Genomic DNA, 18,489 nt, shown 5'->3' on the forward strand with positions numbered 1-18,489 from the left:
GCGCCCAAACAGAATTACTTGCCAGGATTACAAGTAGCCCGATCACCAGATATATGAGTTTAATATTTTGCATAAAAGTCCCACTGAGAATTTGTACTGTAAGACTCAAAATTAGACTGATGCATTACATGCAGAATTCCATTCACCAAGAAAATACTCTGAAGCTTCCATTTATACTCAAATTTCTCAAAACATCAGATGCCTTGAAAATTAGCATACTCCACCCATGTTAAGTGCAGGAACAAGGTATTTCGAAAACTTTTCCGAATTAATGTTTGTTTCTCTTGTCGGCCTTTATCGACGATAATGGCTATCTGACTTTACTCATCGAACAAAGGCAATCTGCAAATGCATAAAGAAACCCAAGAGAAACCCAAGCGTGCGGTCGTGGCGGCTGTCCAATTGCCAAGCGTGACCGACATGGAGTTCGAAGCATCACTGACCGAGCTACGCGAGTTGGCAAAAACACTGGGGTTCGAAGTTGTGCATACGTTCACGCAGAAGCGCTCCAGTTTTGATTATACGGCATACTTGGGCACTGGAAAGCGGGAAGAAATACGTCAATTCATAAACAACGAATTTGAATCTTCCGAGTGGCAGGAAACCGAGAAAGCTACCGCACTGGACGCACGTGACATCGATGTCATCTTGGTCGATCACGAGATTTCGCCTTCACAGGCGCGCAATCTCGAAAAGGAGATTGGCTGTGCGGTAATGGATCGCACAATGGTCATCCTCGAAATTTTTCATCGCAACGCACGCTCACCTGCCGCGCGCGCGCAAGTAGAAATCGCACGCCTCGGCTACATGGCGCCACGTCTGCGCGAAATGGCAAAGCTTGCGGGACCGCAAGGCCGGCAGCGCAGCGGTGTCGGTGGCCGGGGCGCCGGTGAGTCGCACACTGAGCTAGACCGGCGCAAGATCCGTGATCGGATCGCCGAGCTACAATTGGAGATCGTCGCGATGGATGCCGAGCGCCAGATACAGCGTGCACGGCGGCTAGAGCGCCGAGGAATCGCTTGCGTGGCGTTAGTCGGTTACACGAACGCAGGAAAATCCACCTTGATGCGCGCGCTCACCGGAAGCGAAGTGCTGGTTGCCAACAAACTCTTCGCTACGCTCGACACCACTGTGCGCGCCCTCTACCCCGAGAGCGTGCCACGCATACTCGTCAGCGACACGGTCGGATTCATCAAGAACCTGCCGCACGGACTGGTCGCTTCGTTCAAATCAACGCTCGATGAGGCACTTGACGCATCGTTATTGCTGCACGTTATCGATGCGAGCGATCCCGGATTCGAACGCCAGCTTGAGGTCACCAACGAAGTGCTGGATGAAATCGGTGCGCAAGACATCCCGCGCATCCGCATCTTTAACAAGATCGACCACGTCGGGGACGCCGCAGCGCAAACAGAATGCGAAACCACGCTCAAGGCGAAGTATCCAGCCTGCATTGTGATGAGCGCGCGCCGCCTTGACGAGGTCGCAAAGCTACACCAGGCGATCATTGCGTTTTTCCAGCAAGATCTGGTCGAAGACGAGCTTTTTCTTCCCTGGTCGGCACAGCAACTACGCAGTGCAATCTACACAAGCTGTAAAGTATTGGAAGAGCGTTCAGATGGCGAAGGCGCTTTCTTCCGAGTACGAGGTGAACCCAACGTCGTGAAGAACCTGCGCGAACAGTTCGAGCAAGTACGCTGACTGAAGTAAGCACAATCGGATGGATTAACTGTAAAAGCCAGGATGTAATGTTGTGGTTAATTGGGGCTTGGTGATAACGTAAGCGGAAGCTTATTGAATTTCTGACGCATTGCGTTTATGGCTTTCAGAAACGCGGGTTGACCGACAATCCGGGCTTCCAGCTTACGCTTATTGGGAAAATCCATAAATGAAATTCCGATCAGCATCGTCAGCAAACCCTGTCCTGGCAGAAAAAGCATCAAAAAACCTGCGATTAGGAAAATACCACCAGCAATGTTTTTAATAATCAGACCAATAGTGCGCAACACTGGATGATGATCTTTCATCCAATGGCGGGGAACACGTATATCAAAATAATCACTCGGCAAGCGGATCAAAATCCACGGAATCGCGACTAAAGAACCAATAAAGCCAATAATCGATGCTACCGTCAAACCAATGAGCATATCGGCGGATATCCACTGCTGAATGGTTATGACAAAAACATCTTCCATGATACAAACATCCAAGTGTACAAATAAGATGGCTCTAGACTAGCAGATTGTATCTGCTAGTCTAGAGCCTTGTAAATTATAAAAAAACAACGCGACAAATTATCACGCGGCTTTTGTTGCAGCATTGATGGCTGATTTCAAGGTATGGTTTTTGACAAGAAAAGCCGAAAATTCCTAATAAAAAATAGGGACCTCGGGGATAGTTAGCGTAGTACATGCAATAGGGTTTGTAGAAACACTCTCACCAGAATATTTTGTGAAGTCATTTAAAAATTCGTTATTGGAAGTTCAAAGCACAGAGACACACTATTTCAAAATAAAATCCCGTACGACTCTAATCTGATTGTCATCCATAAGCATCGGCGCATGACCGATACCGGATAATTCGACGATTTTGGCTTTCGCGCCACGCACCTGCATCTGTGCGGCAGTTTCAGCCGTTAATATATCCGATTCAGTTCCACGCAAGACCAAAGTAGGATTAGCTAACTTATCCCATTGTTCCCATAAATCAATGTCACTGATTTCACGATCTTTAAAGCTGATTGCAATCCTCGGGTCATAGCGAAAACCGAAGGATCCATCTGCATATTCGCGCGCACTGTGAATCGCCATATGATCCCACTGATCCTCAGTTAATGGACCAAAAGACGCAGAAATCACTTTCATATAGTTCTTAAATTCTTCGAAACTAGCAAAGCGCGGATCTTTACCTACATAATCGGCAATTCTTTTCAGAGCAACCGCAGGAATCAACGGACCAATATCGCTCAGTATCAATTTATTGATTGTAAAAGGCAGATTCGGTTGTATCGCCAGAATCATTCCAATTAATCCCCCCATGGAAATACCCACCCAATCCAACTTAATCTTTATTTGGTATTGCGCCTGGATATGAACCACTAATGACATCGCGTCGGAGAGGTATAGCGGGTAATAATCATAGTCATGCGCATGCGCCAGCCAATCGCTTTGCCCGCGCCCTACTACATCAACGGAAATTACCCTGCAATCCGATTGCAAGGCCTGTGCAAGATAATCGAAATCACGGCAATTACGTGTTAATCCATGGACGCAGATGACAACATGCGGATTCTGCGAATCCCCCCAATCGGTATACGCAATATGATGCGGATCTTTTTGTTTGCCATCGGCCGATATCGTAGGGACAAGTAATCGATTGACTAATGTTTTCATCGTTTAATTTTGCACTTATTACATAAATAGATTAAATCAAAACTGAGCGTTCGTATTGCCCAATCTTCACACAAATCTTGTCTATCGGATATATGACATAAAAAAATTCTAAATTCCAAATCGATTACCACTTAGAATGAAAGTACAGCTCCATAACTATAACTTGGAAAGAAACGAAATATGAAATTGTCAGAGCTCTATTGGCATCGTATCACTCCATTACACTTTCTATTATGGCCTTTAAGTGTTTTCTATGATTTTTTCTTAGCACTAAAGAAATTATGCTATTGGCTGGATATTTTGCCTTCGGTCAAGCTACCAGTGTCTGTCATTATGAGCGATAGTATCAGTATTGATGATGGCGGCAAAACACCACTACTGCTCTGGCTTGTTGATTGCTTACTGACACATGGCTTCTCACCGGGAATCATTACACGGGGCAACTATGACAATCCTGGGCCACCTGACGCTGTAACCACCACCAGTGATCCCCATAGTGTCGGTGGAAAAACATTTTTACTCGCGCAACATTGTGGAAAATCATGTCCTGTCTGGGTTGGAAATGACAGAGCCGAAGTTGCACAAGCACTTCTGAATGCACACCCAACTTGTAATGTCATCATCTGCAATGATGGCATGCAATATTATCGCCTTGAACGGGATATTGATCTGGTTGTCGTTGACTTTAGCGAGCAGAGCTTCGGCAACGGATTGCTCTTGCCTGCCGGTCCATTACGGATGAACCTTAAGTATTTTGGGAATTCCGGTATTATCGTAACAAATGCAAAACCAAATCCTCATACTGACACGAGCAAATGGGGGAAAACCTACAATATGAAGCTGATCAATGAAATTGCTTATAATGTACGCAATCCGGTAGTCCATCAATTGGTTTCTGATTTCAAAAACAAACGCGTACACGCTATTACAGACGCGGATAATTCTTGTTGGTTTTTTGATTTTATAAAGAAAACAGGCCTAAATGCAGAATTACATTCGTATGCAGAAAATCACCGATTTATCCAGTCAGAGATTCATTTTGCTGAAGCAGACATTGTACTCATGCCAGAAGAAAATGCTCTGCAGTGCCGGAGTTTCGCAGATAGCAAGCTTTGGGCGTTGCCCAAAGCTTGGGTCAATAGCGAATTGCAGGCCATCATACTGAAGAAACTTGGCAATAATTCGACTCTGCAAAGTCGACTATAAATCCGATCCAATCAGCTTATCTTGGCAAGTTATTGAGAACGAATCGAGATAACCGATGCAAGACAAAACACGAGGAAAAGCGCAGCATTTGTATAATAAATGAGTATTTCAAGCTTGTTTCTAGCGCCACAGCGACATCATAGATAGTTTTATGGCTCTGTAGCAGTCAATTGTTGAATTGAAAGTCAAATATGCATTGGAATACAAAGAAGGGGTATGCGTCATGAAAGCTGCTAAATTCAAAGATTGAATAAAATCAATTGAATGGATGAGTCGCGGTCAGCGAGATAAGCTTCGAGAAAAATTAAAAGGAAAAGCCGGTGTTGATACTATTATAGAGTTGACTGAGCAAAGGCAGGATAATTCAAGGGTTAAGTTACACCTAAAGCAACGATCAGCTGCGGAATATAACCAGGACATGAGCTTTAATTAGCGGCATCGTTTTTTACGAGTGCCTATAATCCATTAGTCTATTTATACTGCCGTGATTCTACGCTGCACCAAAAATACGTTAGAATATGCCTTTTAGAATATTTATCGGGAGTTCCTGAATGTCGATGGCTGACCGTGATGGTGTAATCTGGTATGACGGGAAGATGGTTCCCTGGCGGGATGCCAATACGCATGTTTTAACCCATACCTTGCACTATGGACTGGGTGTTTTTGAAGGGTTGCGTGCTTATGAAACAGCGAAAGGACCGGCGATTTTCCGTTTACAAGAACATACCGACCGCCTATTCAACTCAGCACATATTTTTATGATGAAAATGCCGTATGACAAGGCTACTTTGATGCAAGCGCAATGTGATGTGGTCAAACAAAATAAGCTCGTCTCCGGTTATATCCGTCCTATCGCTTTCTACGGCGCTGAAGCCATGGGACTTTCCGCCAAAACCCTTTCCACACATGTTGCTATCGCCGCCTGGCCATGGGGAACATATTTAGGGCCGGAAGCCCTTGAAAATGGTATCCGCGTCAAGACCTCGTCTTTTACCCGGCATCATGTCAATATCAATATGTGCCGCGCCAAATCGGTCACGACTTATGCCAATTCGATTCTGGCCAATCAAGAAGTTGGATTGAATGGGTACGATGAAGCTTTGTTACTGGATGTCGAAGGTTATGTGGCTGAAGGATCTGGAGAGAATATTTTTATCGTGAAACAAGGCAAGCTCTACACGCCTGATTTAACTTCATGCCTGGAAGGAATCACGCGTGCGTCTGTGATTGACTTGGCTGCTGAAATCGGTATTCCAGTCATCGAGAAACGTATTACACGCGATGAAATTTATTGTGCTGATGAGGCATTCTTTACCGGCACTGCTGCTGAAGTGACGCCGATTCGTGAACTCGATAATCGCATGATTGGGCTTGGCAAGCGCGGACCGATCACCGCGCAAATACAAACCCTATTCTTTGATTGCGTCAAAGGCAAAGCTAAAAATCACGCAGACTGGCTTACCTTTGTTTAATCAGCTACATTGGAGTTATTTTTATGAATCAACAAACCAATAACAAAACACGAGAAATAGAAATTACAACTAATGATCTGCCGCTGCATTGCCCCACACCAGCCATGATGTTATGGAATTCACACCCACGGGTTTTTCTTCCGATCGAAGCAACGGGTGAAGCGCTATGCCCATATTGTGGTACGCACTATACGCTTAAAGGTGGCGCGGTCGCAGGGCACCACTAAAGCGGTTTGATTTCTGAGAAGAGCTTGCATTCCGACGATTTATTGGTTATAGCTATCTATCAGCAACCATTTACCATGTTTTATCAACAATCACTCTTTCAAAGAGACTAAATTATGCAAGCAATTCCTCATGAAATTTTTAAGGCTTATGATATTCGCGGCATTGTTGGTAAAACGATCACCGCTGATAATGTTGAGAAGATAGGTCATGCAATCGGCTCCGAAGCCCATGCAAGAAATCTGATTGCTATCGCCATTGGCCGAGATGGCCGGTTATCTGGAACTGAATTGTCTCAGGCGCTCGCTCGCGGCATTCAGAAAAGTGGAATTCATGTGGTAGATGTGGGCATGGTCGCGACGCCCATGCTGTACTACGCTGCACATGAATTGTGTCAATATTCCGGGGTGATGGTTACCGGCAGCCATAACCCGCCCGAGTACAATGGCTTTAAAATTGTACTCGGAGGCGAAACGTTAGCGGCTGATACGATCCAGGCGTTGCGTTTACGCATTGAAAATAACGACCTCGTACAGGGCGCAGGCAATTATTCCGAACATGCTATCGTCAATACGTATATTGAACGGATTACTGGTGATATCAAACTCACTCGTCCCATCAAAATTGTTGTTGATTGTGGCAATGGTGTAGCGGGTGCATTTGCGCCGGCGCTTTATCGTGGTCTAGGTTGTGAAGTAATCGAATTATTCTGCGAGGTAGATGGTTCTTTTCCTAACCACCACCCGGATCCATCTGTCCCTGATAACCTGAATGATGTCATTCAGGCGTTGAAAACCACCAATGCAGAAATTGGACTGGCTTTTGATGGCGATGGTGACCGCCTAGGTATCGTTACGAAGAATGGCAATATTATCAATCCTGATCGCCAGCTCATGATGTTTTCAGCGGATGTATTATCAAGAAATCCTGGTGGCAAAATCATTTTTGATGTGAAATGTACTCGGAATCTGGCGCCCTGGATCAGTCAGCATGGCGGCGTGCCGATCATGTGGAAAACCGGTCATTCCTTTATCAAAGCAAAACTCATTGAGTCGAAGGCATTATTAGCTGGAGAAATGAGTGGTCATTTATTTTTCAAGGAACGCTGGTACGGTTTTGACGATGGCTTATATGCCGGTGCACGACTGTTGGAATTATTGAGCCGTGAAGCTGATATCAATGTCACTCTCAATAATCTGCCCGATAGCATTAACACACCGGAACTTCAGGTTCGCGTTGCTGAAGGGGAAAATCATACGCTGATTGCACAGTTACAAAAAAACGCGGTTTTCACTAATCCACAGCAAGTTATCACCATTGATGGTTTGCGGGTTGAATATAGCGACGGGTTTGGTCTGGCGCGTGCTTCTAATACCACACCAGTCATCGTATTGCGCTTTGAAGCCGACAATGAAATTGCTCTAAAACGCATTCAGGAAGATTTTCGTCATAATATTTTGCAGGCCAAACCGAATGCGCAACTGCCCTTCTAGCTTGCAATAGCACCCTGGCAGATCATGCGCATAGCCATTGCTCAGATAAATTGCACCGTAGGCGATATCACTGGCAATGCTGTAAAGATATTGAGCGCGGCAAAGCAGGCGAAGCAAGCCGGAGCACAGTTGGTAATCACCCCCGAGTTAGCGCTATCCGGATACCCGCCTGCTGATTTATTATTACGCGAAACATTCTGTCAAGCTTGCAACAATGCATTAGCAGATTTGGTGGAAGCGATTGATGACATCACACTAGTAGTGGGTTATCCCAGTTTTCAGGAAGGCAAACTGTATAATGCTGCTTCCGTGATTCAGCGCGGCAAGATCATTCACACCTATTACAAAAGAATTCTCAATCAAGCTCCTTTCTTTAACGAATCGTATTATTTTGATACCGGTACTGAATCGCGTGTATTTGAACTGGATGGGGTTAAATTTGGCATTGCGATCTGCGCTGACTTCTGGCTAAGCAATTCGCTCCTCGCAGCAGATTGTTCCGATCTCGATATTTTGTTAGTACTCAGCGCTTCGGCTTATCGTATCAACAAGCAAGCTTCTCGTTATCAAATCACCCGTCAATTTATTGAGCAGATTGGTATCTCCATTATCCACACTAACTTGGTTGGTGGACAGGATGAACTGGTTTTTGATGGCGCTTCTTTTGCAATGAACCGGCAAGGAGAACTAACCCATCAACTCGGTGAATTTGTTGAAACCATTGAATTAATCGATATCCAGAACAATCAACCCATAAAAACTAAGCTGGCAGCCCAGCAACTTCCCATAGCTAGCATCTATCAGGCGTTATGCTTGGGGGTTAAAGACTATATCCGCAAAAACAGTTTTCCTGGCGCATTGTTAGGTTTATCCGGCGGAGTAGACTCGGCACTGACACTGGCGATTGCAGTCGACGCGTTGGGCGCAAACAAAGTCAAAGCCGTCATGATGCCTTCGCAGTACACAGCCGATATCAGCCTGGAAGACGCCAATGAAATGGCCGAATTATTGGGTGTTAAACTCTTCGAATGCAGTATCCAGACATTGTTTGATCAGTTTTTGTCAAACATCGAAAGTGATTTCCAAATCCTCTCTGATTCCACCCCACCGAATACCATGCCGGAGAATTTACAAGCGCGTATACGTGGTACTTTATTGATGGCGTTGTCAAACCATTCGGGCTCGATTGTGCTGACTACTGGCAACAAATCCGAGATGGCGGTTGGTTATTGCACATTGTATGGCGATATGGCAGGCGGCTTTGCAGTATTAAAGGACATCAGTAAAACCCTAGTTTATGCGCTCTGCGAATACCGCAATCAAATTAACCGTGTCATTCCTGAGCGTATCATTCAGCGTGCGCCTTCCGCCGAATTACGGCTCAATCAAACGGATCAAGATAATTTGCCGCCGTATGAAATTTTAGATGCGATTATCGAGGCTTATGTTGAAAAAAATTATTCACCTGCAGAAATTATTGCATTGAATTATAGTGAAGCAGATGTCAATAAAGTCGTACACTTAATTCATAGGAATGAGTATAAACGCCGCCAATCTCCCCCGGGTGTTCGTATTACGCATTGCGATTTTGGTACGACATGGCATTACCCCATCACATCCAGCTATAAAGTCTGGTCTACACAATCAGAGATGAATAAGATTGATGGAACTTGAATAGCAAACAGACATCCTATTGTCATGAAATTTGTCTACTTGATATCCGCGCTATCATTTCTGTTTTCAGCCAATAGTTATCCACACGAATTACCTGACCTGGGGGATATATCTTAAGCAACCATTACACCCCATCAGAAACAGCAAATTGGTTTGCAAATCATGCGTCAGATTCGTGCCGATCCCAATTATTTGGATGACCCCGAAATAGCCAGCTATCTCAGCAACCTCGGTCATAAATTAATCGCCAATTCCGCTGAGACCAATGCGGAGCAATCATTCGAATTTTTTGCGCTGCAGGATTCATCGATCAATGCATTTGCTTTGCCTGACGGATTCATGGGATTCAATAGCGGATTGATCATCGCCGCACAAAGTGAATCGGAATTGGCTGCTGTGATGTCGCACGAAATTGCGCATGTGACACAAAAACATCTGGCGCGCATGATTGCCGGACAAAAATTCGATTTAATAAAGTCATTGGCGACACTTGCAGTCGCTATTATTGCTGCACGCTCTAATCCGCAAGCGAGTCAAGCCATATTGGTTGCTTCCCAGGCCAGTGCCATTTAGTCAAAATTGGATTTCACCCGCAAGCATGAAAAAGAAGCGGACCGGATTGGTTTAAGTATCCTGCTCGATGCAGGGTTTGAGCCGCAAGGAATGTCCACTTTTTTTGAACGCTTGCAAAGAGCTGGACGATTTCATGAAAATGGCACGCCTTCGTATTTACGTACTCACCCCATCACTTATGAGCGTATCGCAGATATCCAAAATCGCATTCGCGAAATGCCATATCGCCAAGTTCCCGATAGCATCGATTTTTTATTAGTGCGTGCTAAATTACGCGCTATGCAAGGAAAACCGCATGATTCAGTTGTGCAATTCAAATCACGTTTAGATGAGAAGCGCGATATACCAATGAAGCCGTTGAACGCTATGGCTATATTCATGCCTTATTACGAGATAAAAAGAACAAACAGGCAAGTAACGAACTCGCGCATTTATATCAAATATTGCAGAATGATTTTTCTACAGCGATGCTGACCAATCATCGATTGGGAAAAACAGTACGCGTTGAAAATAAAAATGTGATTGCTGGCGCCATGATTGAAACACTCTCAGCCAGTGTTAAATTGGCTAGTGGGAAAATTACCGAAGCATTTGATATTTATAAAACCGCATTAAAAATTTATCCACAGCATCGCGCATTGATTCACGGGTATGCGCATGCTTTAATACAAAACAAACAGACAGACAGAAACAGCACTTGAGTTTATTAACAAACAATTACTGCTTATTCCAAATGATCCGCAATTGTTTAGCGTACAGGCTCAATGCTACGCCTTATTAGGTGATAGAATGCTTCAGCATCGCGCACTGGCTGAATCGTATATGCTCAAGGGACACACTGCAGCTGCGCTTGATCAATTGCAAACTGCGTTGCAGAACAGCAACGGAAATTTTTACCAGCTATCCAGTGTTGAAGCACGCCTTAAGCAAATACAAACACTGAAAGCAGAAGAAGATAAAGAAAAATAAAAGTACTCAATATTATTAGGCAATCTGTACCAATACATTCACCTAACTTTCTAAACAAGTCTTTTGATTACTATTTATCCCCGAATTGCATTCCACCAAGTTTCTCTAAATGTTAACTGTTAGCATTAAACGTATTGTCATTGTTTTAATTATGATTTCTGTCTCAGCTACCTATTATTGGGTTAGCGGCGGGAAAAAAGAATCTAAAGAAAATCAATATAAAACCCGGAGCATTGAACGGGGCGACATCATACAATCCATCTCTGCTAACGGCACGTTGACTCCCGTTGTTCTTGTCAACGTCGGTACTCAGGTTTCAGGTACTGTGGCTAAATTATATGCAGATTATAACGATCATGTTGAAGTTGGTCAGATTCTGGCTGAACTGGATCCGGCTTTACTACAGGCTCAATTGCAGCAATCCAAAGCAAATCTTCTCAACGCCCAAGTAACCTTAAGAATTGCTGATAGCAAATTGAAACGCCATCAATTGTTGAAAGATAAAGAATTCATTTCACTTGAAGCATTACAAATGATTGAGCAGGAAATGGAAGTGGCACGAGCACAATTAGCAATCAGTAAGGCTCAAGTTGCGCGTGACCAAACTAACCTCAATTACGGTGTTATCCGGTCCCCCATATCGGGAGTAATCATCGCACGGAATGTAGATATCGGCCAAACTGTGGCTGCTAATTTTCAAACACCGATCTTATTTCAAATCGCCAAAGATCTCCGGCAAATGCAAATCAACATCAGTGTCGCTGAAGCCGATATCGGTCAATTACATCTCGGTCAGCTTATTAACTTTACTGTTGATGCGTTTCAACAACGTAAGTTTACCGGTACAGTGAAACAAGTTCGACTCAATCCGACGATCCAGGAGAATGTTGTCACTTATAACGTAGTTGCCATGGTTGATAATGATGACGGAACCTTATTGCCGGGTATGACTGCCAATATCAATTTTGTTGTCAATCAAAAAAATGATGTTTTGCGCGTACCCAATGCAGCCTTGCGGTATCAGCCAAAGGATATCGAATCGAGTGAAGGCAGCAAAGTATCAAAATCAACGAATCAATCTGTAGTGTACCTTCTATTAGAAAATCAACCCATTCCAGTCAGTGTAATCGCTGGTATAACGGATGGTAATTTCACTGAAATCGTTAATGGTGAGATAAAAGCAGGCGAAAAAGTAATTATTAGTGAAGTTGTCGACAAAAAGGAATCGGAAAGTAAGTTCAAATTAAGAGTATTCTAATGCTTCCGATTCAGACAAATCATGTCGGACATTCGCTGATTAGAATTAAGAATCTTTGTAAAAGCTACAATTTGCAAGATGCCAGTGGAAAGACCATCACGAATCAAGTTCTGTTTAATATCGACCTGACCATCAATCAAGGTGAATTTGTTGCCATTATGGGGCATTCCGGATCGGGCAAATCGACACTGATGAATATACTCGGTTGCCTTGACACCCCGACAAGCGGATCTTATTGGCTCTCCGAGGAAAATGTCGCCACACTCACCAACGATGAACTGGCACGCATTCGTAACCAAAAAATCGGCTTCGTATTTCAGGGGTTTAACTTGCTAAAACGCGTGACAGCACTGGATAATGTGGCAACACCATTACTCTACGCTGGTGTCGGCCGTTCTCAAAGCCGCAAACAAGCATTAGAACTTATCCGTCGCACCGGCTTAGAAAATTTTGCCATGCATCAACCCAATCAGCTCTCAGGGGGGCAACAACAACGTGTCGCAATCAGTCGCGCACTGATCAACCAACCGCCACTGATTCTGGCTGATGAACCCACGGGAAATCTTGATACGCAAACCAGTCGTGAAATTATGTTACTGTTTCAGCAGCTGAATCGTGATCAAGGGATTACTATCGTTCTGGTCACGCATGAAGATGATATTGCAGCTTATGCAAAGCGCTTAATCCGCCTAAAGGATGGGCATATTATTTATGATAAGAACAACGATAACGAGGCAATTTTAGACAAGCTCTCATGACCTTTTTCGGTTTAATCACAGCCTCCAATTGAACCCGACTAATGATTGATCTCTACCGACACGATGAATCTACTTGCAATTATTGGTGAAGCACTGCGCGCCTTGCGTCAAAATCGCTTGCGTACTGGATTAACTATGCTTGGCATGATCATCGGCGTAGCGGCCGTTATTTTAATGTTATCTATTGGTCAAGGCGCGCAAACCAAAATTAACCAAACCATCGCTGAGATGGGCAGTAATCTATTTATCGTTGTCCCTGGTGCCACGTCATCCGGAGGATTTAGCTTTGGTAGCGGTAGTATCAGAACCTTAACGATCCATGATGCGCAAGCGATTGCGGAATTACCGACAATCAGTGCAACGGCACCTGTCATTTCGGGGACAGCACAGCTCAATTATGCCGCCAAAAATTGGAGTACCATCATCACCGGCACTACACCGGATTATTTTTCGGTAGGTAATTGGAAAATAGAGTCGGGCACATTCTTTACTGAATCCGATCTTCGTTCGGCTAACCGTGTAGTTGTGTTGGGATCAGTCACAGCACAGAACTTGTTCAGTGATGAAGATCCCGTTGGAAAAACCATACGCATAACCAACCGCCCTTTCCTCGTGGTTGGTGTGTTAATGGCCAAAGGACAAAGCCTAACGGGGCGTGACCAGGATGACAATATTTTCATACCGATCACAACCAGCGAGAGACAGATTACCGGTAATCAGTTTCCCGGCTCTATCCGTCTTATGTTAGTGCAGTGCAAGTCAGCGGATGAAATGGATATCGCTGAAATGGAAATTACTCAATTATTACGCCAACGCCATCGTATCGCAAAAGGTAAAGAAAATGATTTCACCGTCCGCAATTTAACGGCACTTGCTGATGTTGCGACAGGCGCTGCAAAAGTGATGTCGATGGTATTGGGTGCCATTGCATCGGTATCTTTATTGGTTGGCGGGATTGGCATTATGAATATTATGCTAGTATCTGTGACTGAACGTACCCGGGAAATTGGTATTCGTATGGCAATCGGTGCCAATCAGCGTGCAATTCTTACTCAGTTTTTGCTTGAGGCTATGATGATATGTTTTATGGGCGGATTGATTGGTTTGTTACTGGGTATTGGTGGCGCTTGGATAGTCAGTCAAGTTGCTGATATGCTCATTGTCATTACATTAGGCATGATTGGCTTGGCTTTTCTATTTGCTTCGGCGGTTGGCATATTCTTTGGCTTTTATCCTGCCAAGAAAGCTGCTTCACTGAAACCAGTCGATGCACTTCGATATGAATAACTTATCTAAGTTTTGTTAATTAGCCTGCATTCAGTGCCCAAATAGGAATAACTCATGACAATCAAAGAGCGGCCTACTTCTGAGTTTCTAGCAATTGTCGTCATAGAAAATACGAAAGAAGCAATGACAGTAGGTGAAATTAAGAATGCGCTACATGAGCGTGGTTTTGGTATCTTAATGGCCATTGCTGCCCTGCCAATATGTCTTCCAATACCCGTACCACCCGGTTATACAACATTCTTTTCTATCCCATTATTCATTTTTTCGGTACAAATGACTCTCGGCATGCAAGCTCCTTGGTTACCAGCCTGGATTGAAAAGAAATCAATCAAACGATTATATCTTGAGAAAATAGTTGCAAAAGCAAACCCTTGGCTCAAGAAGATTGAAAACCGTATGCAACCACGCATAACCTATATCAGTGTGCATACATGGGAGAGAATTATTGGTATTTTTTCCTTTGTTTTTGCGCTATCAATAGCACTTCCGTTACCCTTGACTAATTTTGCGCCAGGTTGGGGAATACTGGTGATGTCTTTGGGACTTCTGAACAGAGATGGTGTAACCATATTGATTGGCATGATCATTGGTACGATTGGAATTGGCCTTACTATGATTATCTTAGTAATGCTATGGATGGGAATGACAATGCCCTCATTCTATTGATTTATTGCTTCAACGAGCATTATTCATAATGCCGCATATACAATTTTTAGAGTTTTAAAATGAATATTTCCCGCTCAGTTTTTTCATATTGCAACGGTTCTCGAATATATCATATTGAGTCGAAATAACTTTATTAGCTTGAATTTTTAGTAACCTATCAATTCAGTCTCTCGAGTTGTCATATTATTGTTCTTATAATTTAAAAGATACGGGACCAGAGCGCAATTAAGGAGGATGACTTGTTTTTAACACGTGATGACCGCAAGATCAGTATTATCGGTGGCTTACTACTGCTGGGATTGACTTTAACAACGGGGCTTGCAGTCTATAGTGCAATGCGGCAACAGATTGAGTCAGTTCTTGGTCGAGGATTGGGAGTTGCGCTACAAGGTAAAGCACTTTTAATTGAAAGCTTAGTTCAAAAAGGATTGGCAGATACTCGTGCACTAGCACTTCGCCCTTTCCTCATTCAATCCATGCAGGAGCTCAATACACAGCCAGACAACGATAATGCGCTAAACGACCTAACACGAAACGTCAACTCATTGACGCAGGCAGGATTCTCAGCGGCAGTTGTTTACGATATGAATGGCAATCTATTGTCGCAAGTGGGACGTTTCTCTGAAAACCAAGCGCAATCGATATCAGTTAATAAATACAGTCATACAGCGATAATATGGGATGAGCAGTTTATTCTACGTACCAGCATAGATGTATTAGATGAAGAACGACGCCGTATTGGCAGCATCACAACAGAAATCATATTACCGCAGCTGACGCGGAGATTTGGTGAAATAAGATCAATCGGTAAAACAGGGGAATTCATTTTATGCGCACCGCCTGAAGAAGATAAGCGGGAAATGGCTTGCCTGATCAGTCAGACCGATGGCGTAAAATTTCGGTACATGAAACATGTAACGAAAAATGGAGGGCCTCCGATAAGTTCTGCACTAGAGGGAAAAAGTGGTGTTATCGCCGTCAATGATTATCGCCAAGTACCGGTAATTGAGGCATACGCACCGTTACGCGAGATCGGTCTCGGCATGACTCTGAAACTGGACGAAGAAGAATTATTCAAGCCAGTCACTGAAGAATTAAAAAATATCATTCTTTATCTCGCCGGATTGATCGTAGCTGAGATATTGCTACTGAATTGGTTTGTTCGCAAACTAATTAAATCAGAGAGAGATGCGCGTATTGCCAAAGAAATCGCCGAACAGTTTTCTATTGAATTAAGTCATAAGGAAATTGAGCTGAGTGAACGTCTGAAAGAAATCACTTGTCTTTATGAGATTCGCCGGAGCATTGGACTTGAATTGTCAGTTGAGAATGTTTGCCAACAGATTATTGAAAATCTGATACCTGCCATGCGATACCCGGATCTTGCTTCTGTCATGATTGAACTCAATGGAAGGCGAATTACCTCTCTCAATCAAAACCAAAACTTAATCCATAAACTGGAATCGAAGATTGGTGTCAATGGTAAGGCTTGTGGTCATCTGAGCGTTTTCTACCCAGAAGACAAGCCCTTCCTTGTGATGGAAGAACAAAGGCTTATTGATGCCATCACCGATGATTTGTCAAGATGGCTGGAACGTAAACAAGTTGATGCACTACTTCGCGAGCGTTTAAAGGAGATTTCCTGTCTTTATGAAATCCGCCGCGGGATCGGGATAGAATCATCAATAGATAATGTTTGTCAGAATATTTTTGAGAATCTAATACCCGCCGTGCAATTCCCGAAGATTGCTACCGCTGTCATCGAACTGGATGGTTGGCGATTCACCTCTGGAAAATATACTCAAGATCTTATACCTCAATTACAATCCAAAACAAAAGTCATCAATAAGACTCGTGATAACTGGCGTGCAGAACGAGATCCTGCATGTACTTGTTGGTCTGCTATCAATGTCAACGGTGAAGTTTGTGGTCAATTACGTATATTTTATCCCGCCGACAAACCATTTCTTGTACAGGAAGAACAAAAACTTATTAACGCAGTCGCAAGCGACCTGGAAAGCTGGCTTGAACGTAAACGCCTAGAACAAGCGCTGGTGTTTGTCGCAGAAGAACAAGCCCATACGATTGGACAAGAATTACACGACAATCTTGGTCAACAAATAGCAGCCATCGGTTATCAAGCTAGAGCGCTGGAAAAACAAATATTTGCCACAGAAAATATAAGCATGGCTCCAGTAGCTGCATCCATTGCTTCGCAGGCACAGATTGCTGTTATTCATATCAAGCAGATTGCTCAAGGATTGCTACCATTTGAATTGGAAACTAGTGGTTTGATACCCGCGCTACAAACACTAGCCGCGAGGATAGCCAAGACTTACAGCATTAATTGTAATTTCTCATGTAAAAATAGCATCATGATTAATGATAATAATAGCCTGGCGCTTAATCTCTATCGAATTGCCCAAGAAGCTGCCAATAATGCAATACGGCACGGCAAAGCGCAGCACATCACGATATCATTGACCTTTGATGAAGGATTACTGTGTCTATCAATTTGCGATGATGGCAGCGGTTTCGTGGGAATTGATACCAATCATAAAATAATATCGGGTATGGGTATTAAAATTATGCAATATCGTGCGAAGCAATTAGGTGCAAAGCTCGAATTTCTGTCGCGCAACGAAGGTGGCACGGAAGTTCGGCTAGAAATGTGGATGGCTTAATATGTCAACTGTTAAAGCTAAAGTAATGCTGGTAGATGATCACGCCATGTTACGGCATGGTATGGCGATGCTCATCAATATGGAACCAGATATGGAAGTGTTTGCTGAAGCAGGTGACGGCAATGAAGCGCTGGCAATACTCAAGAAAACTGATCCTATCGATATCGTTTTATTAGATGTTACACTTAAGACAGTATCCGGTTTCGAAGTAATAAAAAGTATGCATGCACTGATTCCTACTCTCCCAGTACTTTTTGTTTCCATGCATGACGAGTCAGTTTATGCTGAACGTGCACTACGAGCCGGAGCACGTGGCTATGTCATGAAACAAGAACCTGGTGAAGTGCTGCTAACCGCTATCCGTGAAGTATTAAAGGGTAATGTTTATTTAAGCAAACAAATGCATGATAAATTACTCAATCGAATTGCGGGAGGCTCAGAACCCGAACAGTTAATTAATTCGCTTACTCCCAGTGAGTTTGAGGTATTGCACCTGATTGGACAAGGACATAGCAGCCAGGAAATCGCCAAATTACTTTACCGAAGCATTAAAACAATCGAAACACACCGTTTCAATATTCGTGTCAAATTGAATTTAAAAGATGGCGCAGACTTGATACGTTATGCCACGCGTTGGATCTCTGAAGAGCGCTAAGAAATCTCATCGTACCTTCGAAAAAACAATTTCTTTCTATCATCGATGATGATCAAACAAGCCGTTGGAAAGCGTATTTAGTCGGCCCTGCAAAATTCACTTAACCGTGGCGGTGGCTTTGTATGCAAGCAAGCTTCGCCGATATATGGTTGTTTTGCGCGGAAGCGGTTGATCAAC

Annotated in this window: 16 protein-coding genes and 2 pseudogenes; 16 read left to right on the plus strand and 2 right to left on the minus strand. The window is 43.6% G+C overall.

Features of this window, described 5'->3' with window-relative positions:
• The first annotated feature begins 348 nt into the window (after window positions 1-348).
• Entirely contained in the window at window positions 349-1,701 is a 1,353-nt protein-coding gene (gene hflX, locus ACH10T_RS04335; protein WP_394808100.1) for a GTPase HflX, read from the plus strand.
• Between the two features lie 56 nt (window positions 1,702-1,757).
• Here hflX and ACH10T_RS04340 read toward each other — a convergent pair whose 3' ends face one another.
• Together ACH10T_RS04340 and ACH10T_RS04345 are read right to left on the minus strand one after the other, a co-directional pair.
• The gene (locus tag ACH10T_RS04340; protein WP_394808101.1) at window positions 1,758-2,195 is read right to left on the minus strand and encodes a PGPGW domain-containing protein; all 438 of its coding nucleotides are present in this window, start codon (window positions 2,193-2,195) and stop codon (window positions 1,758-1,760) included.
• A gap of 306 nt (window positions 2,196-2,501) precedes the next feature.
• Window positions 2,502-3,392, minus strand: a complete 891-nt coding sequence (locus tag ACH10T_RS04345) for an alpha/beta fold hydrolase (RefSeq protein ID WP_394808102.1) — start codon at window positions 3,390-3,392, stop codon at window positions 2,502-2,504.
• A 180-nt stretch (window positions 3,393-3,572) separates the two neighbouring features.
• On the opposite strand from ACH10T_RS04345, the gene lpxK reads away from it, so the two are divergent.
• The 15 genes and pseudogenes from lpxK to ACH10T_RS04420 all read left to right on the plus strand — a co-directional run bounded on the left by lpxK (window position 3,573) and on the right by ACH10T_RS04420 (window position 18,312).
• Window positions 3,573-4,598 carry a tetraacyldisaccharide 4'-kinase gene (lpxK, locus tag ACH10T_RS04350; protein ID WP_394808103.1) on the plus strand — a complete coding sequence of 342 codons (1,026 nt, stop codon included), beginning with the start codon at window positions 3,573-3,575 and terminating at the stop codon, window positions 4,596-4,598.
• Window positions 4,599-4,866: 268 nt separating this feature from the next.
• Window positions 4,867-4,971 (plus strand): annotated as a pseudogene (locus ACH10T_RS04355) (IS1595 family transposase); the annotation flags it as partial.
• Window positions 4,972-5,149: 178 nt separating this feature from the next.
• Window positions 5,150-6,070 carry a branched-chain amino acid transaminase gene (locus tag ACH10T_RS04360; protein WP_394808104.1) on the plus strand — a complete coding sequence of 307 codons (921 nt, stop codon included), beginning with the start codon at window positions 5,150-5,152 and terminating at the stop codon, window positions 6,068-6,070.
• A gap of 23 nt (window positions 6,071-6,093) precedes the next feature.
• Complete coding sequence (locus tag ACH10T_RS04365) at window positions 6,094-6,297, plus strand: zinc-finger domain-containing protein (RefSeq protein WP_394808105.1); 204 nt, start codon at window positions 6,094-6,096, stop codon at window positions 6,295-6,297.
• Window positions 6,298-6,411: 114 nt separating this feature from the next.
• The gene (locus ACH10T_RS04370) at window positions 6,412-7,788 is read left to right on the plus strand and encodes a phosphomannomutase/phosphoglucomutase (protein ID WP_394808106.1); all 1,377 of its coding nucleotides are present in this window, start codon (window positions 6,412-6,414) and stop codon (window positions 7,786-7,788) included.
• Window positions 7,789-7,812: 24 nt separating this feature from the next.
• Window positions 7,813-9,462 carry an NAD+ synthase gene (locus ACH10T_RS04375; protein WP_394808107.1) on the plus strand — a complete coding sequence of 550 codons (1,650 nt, stop codon included), beginning with the start codon at window positions 7,813-7,815 and terminating at the stop codon, window positions 9,460-9,462.
• 162 nt (window positions 9,463-9,624) lie between these two features.
• A pseudogene (locus tag ACH10T_RS04380) lies at window positions 9,625-10,509 on the plus strand (M48 family metalloprotease).
• Window positions 10,503-10,736, plus strand: a complete 234-nt coding sequence (locus ACH10T_RS04385) for a tetratricopeptide repeat protein (protein WP_394808108.1) — start codon at window positions 10,503-10,505, stop codon at window positions 10,734-10,736. Before ACH10T_RS04380 ends, ACH10T_RS04385 begins: the two are co-directional and overlap by 7 nt.
• Before the next feature lie 88 nt (window positions 10,737-10,824).
• Complete coding sequence (locus ACH10T_RS04390) at window positions 10,825-11,004, plus strand: hypothetical protein (protein WP_394808109.1); 180 nt, start codon at window positions 10,825-10,827, stop codon at window positions 11,002-11,004.
• Between the two features lie 109 nt (window positions 11,005-11,113).
• Window positions 11,114-12,262 carry an efflux RND transporter periplasmic adaptor subunit gene (locus ACH10T_RS04395; protein WP_394808110.1) on the plus strand — a complete coding sequence of 383 codons (1,149 nt, stop codon included), beginning with the start codon at window positions 11,114-11,116 and terminating at the stop codon, window positions 12,260-12,262.
• Window positions 12,262-13,020: an ABC transporter ATP-binding protein gene (locus tag ACH10T_RS04400; protein WP_394808111.1), complete on the plus strand. Its 759-nt coding sequence runs from the start codon at window positions 12,262-12,264 to the stop codon at window positions 13,018-13,020. Before ACH10T_RS04395 ends, ACH10T_RS04400 begins: the two co-directional genes overlap by 1 nt.
• A gap of 63 nt (window positions 13,021-13,083) precedes the next feature.
• Complete coding sequence (locus tag ACH10T_RS04405; protein WP_394808112.1) at window positions 13,084-14,307, plus strand: ABC transporter permease; 1,224 nt, start codon at window positions 13,084-13,086, stop codon at window positions 14,305-14,307.
• Between the two features lie 54 nt (window positions 14,308-14,361).
• Window positions 14,362-14,973: an exopolysaccharide biosynthesis protein gene (locus ACH10T_RS04410; RefSeq protein ID WP_394808113.1), complete on the plus strand. Its 612-nt coding sequence runs from the start codon at window positions 14,362-14,364 to the stop codon at window positions 14,971-14,973.
• A gap of 239 nt (window positions 14,974-15,212) precedes the next feature.
• A complete protein-coding gene (locus ACH10T_RS04415) occupies window positions 15,213-17,657 on the plus strand; it encodes an ATP-binding protein (protein ID WP_394808114.1) in 2,445 nt (814 codons plus the stop codon).
• Window position 17,658: 1 nt separating this feature from the next.
• On the plus strand, window positions 17,659-18,312 hold the full coding sequence (locus tag ACH10T_RS04420; RefSeq protein ID WP_394808115.1) for a response regulator: 654 nt from the start codon (window positions 17,659-17,661) through the stop codon (window positions 18,310-18,312).
• The last annotated feature ends 177 nt before the right edge of the window (window positions 18,313-18,489 follow it).

The organism is Nitrosomonas sp. (assembly GCF_043753625.1).
Taxonomy (GTDB): domain Bacteria; phylum Pseudomonadota; class Gammaproteobacteria; order Burkholderiales; family Nitrosomonadaceae; genus Nitrosomonas.

Bases quoted from the DNA above. Each gene is read 5' to 3' on its own strand.
- hflX (WP_394808100.1), top strand. From the start codon at position 349: ATGCATAAAGAAACCCAAGAGAAACCCAAGCGTGCGGTCGTGGCGGCT.
- ACH10T_RS04340 (WP_394808101.1), bottom strand. From the start codon at position 2,195: ATGGAAGATGTTTTTGTCATAACCATTCAGCAGTGGATATCCGCCGAT.
- ACH10T_RS04345 (WP_394808102.1), bottom strand. From the start codon at position 3,392: ATGAAAACATTAGTCAATCGATTACTTGTCCCTACGATATCGGCCGAT.
- lpxK (WP_394808103.1), top strand. From the start codon at position 3,573: ATGAAATTGTCAGAGCTCTATTGGCATCGTATCACTCCATTACACTTT.
- ACH10T_RS04360 (WP_394808104.1), top strand. From the start codon at position 5,150: ATGTCGATGGCTGACCGTGATGGTGTAATCTGGTATGACGGGAAGATG.
- ACH10T_RS04365 (WP_394808105.1), top strand. From the start codon at position 6,094: ATGAATCAACAAACCAATAACAAAACACGAGAAATAGAAATTACAACT.
- ACH10T_RS04370 (WP_394808106.1), top strand. From the start codon at position 6,412: ATGCAAGCAATTCCTCATGAAATTTTTAAGGCTTATGATATTCGCGGC.
- ACH10T_RS04375 (WP_394808107.1), top strand. From the start codon at position 7,813: ATGCGCATAGCCATTGCTCAGATAAATTGCACCGTAGGCGATATCACT.
- ACH10T_RS04385 (WP_394808108.1), top strand. From the start codon at position 10,503: ATGCTGACCAATCATCGATTGGGAAAAACAGTACGCGTTGAAAATAAA.
- ACH10T_RS04390 (WP_394808109.1), top strand. From the start codon at position 10,825: ATGCTTCAGCATCGCGCACTGGCTGAATCGTATATGCTCAAGGGACAC.
- ACH10T_RS04395 (WP_394808110.1), top strand. From the start codon at position 11,114: ATGTTAACTGTTAGCATTAAACGTATTGTCATTGTTTTAATTATGATT.
- ACH10T_RS04400 (WP_394808111.1), top strand. From the start codon at position 12,262: ATGCTTCCGATTCAGACAAATCATGTCGGACATTCGCTGATTAGAATT.
- ACH10T_RS04405 (WP_394808112.1), top strand. From the start codon at position 13,084: ATGAATCTACTTGCAATTATTGGTGAAGCACTGCGCGCCTTGCGTCAA.
- ACH10T_RS04410 (WP_394808113.1), top strand. From the start codon at position 14,362: ATGACAATCAAAGAGCGGCCTACTTCTGAGTTTCTAGCAATTGTCGTC.
- ACH10T_RS04420 (WP_394808115.1), top strand. From the start codon at position 17,659: ATGTCAACTGTTAAAGCTAAAGTAATGCTGGTAGATGATCACGCCATG.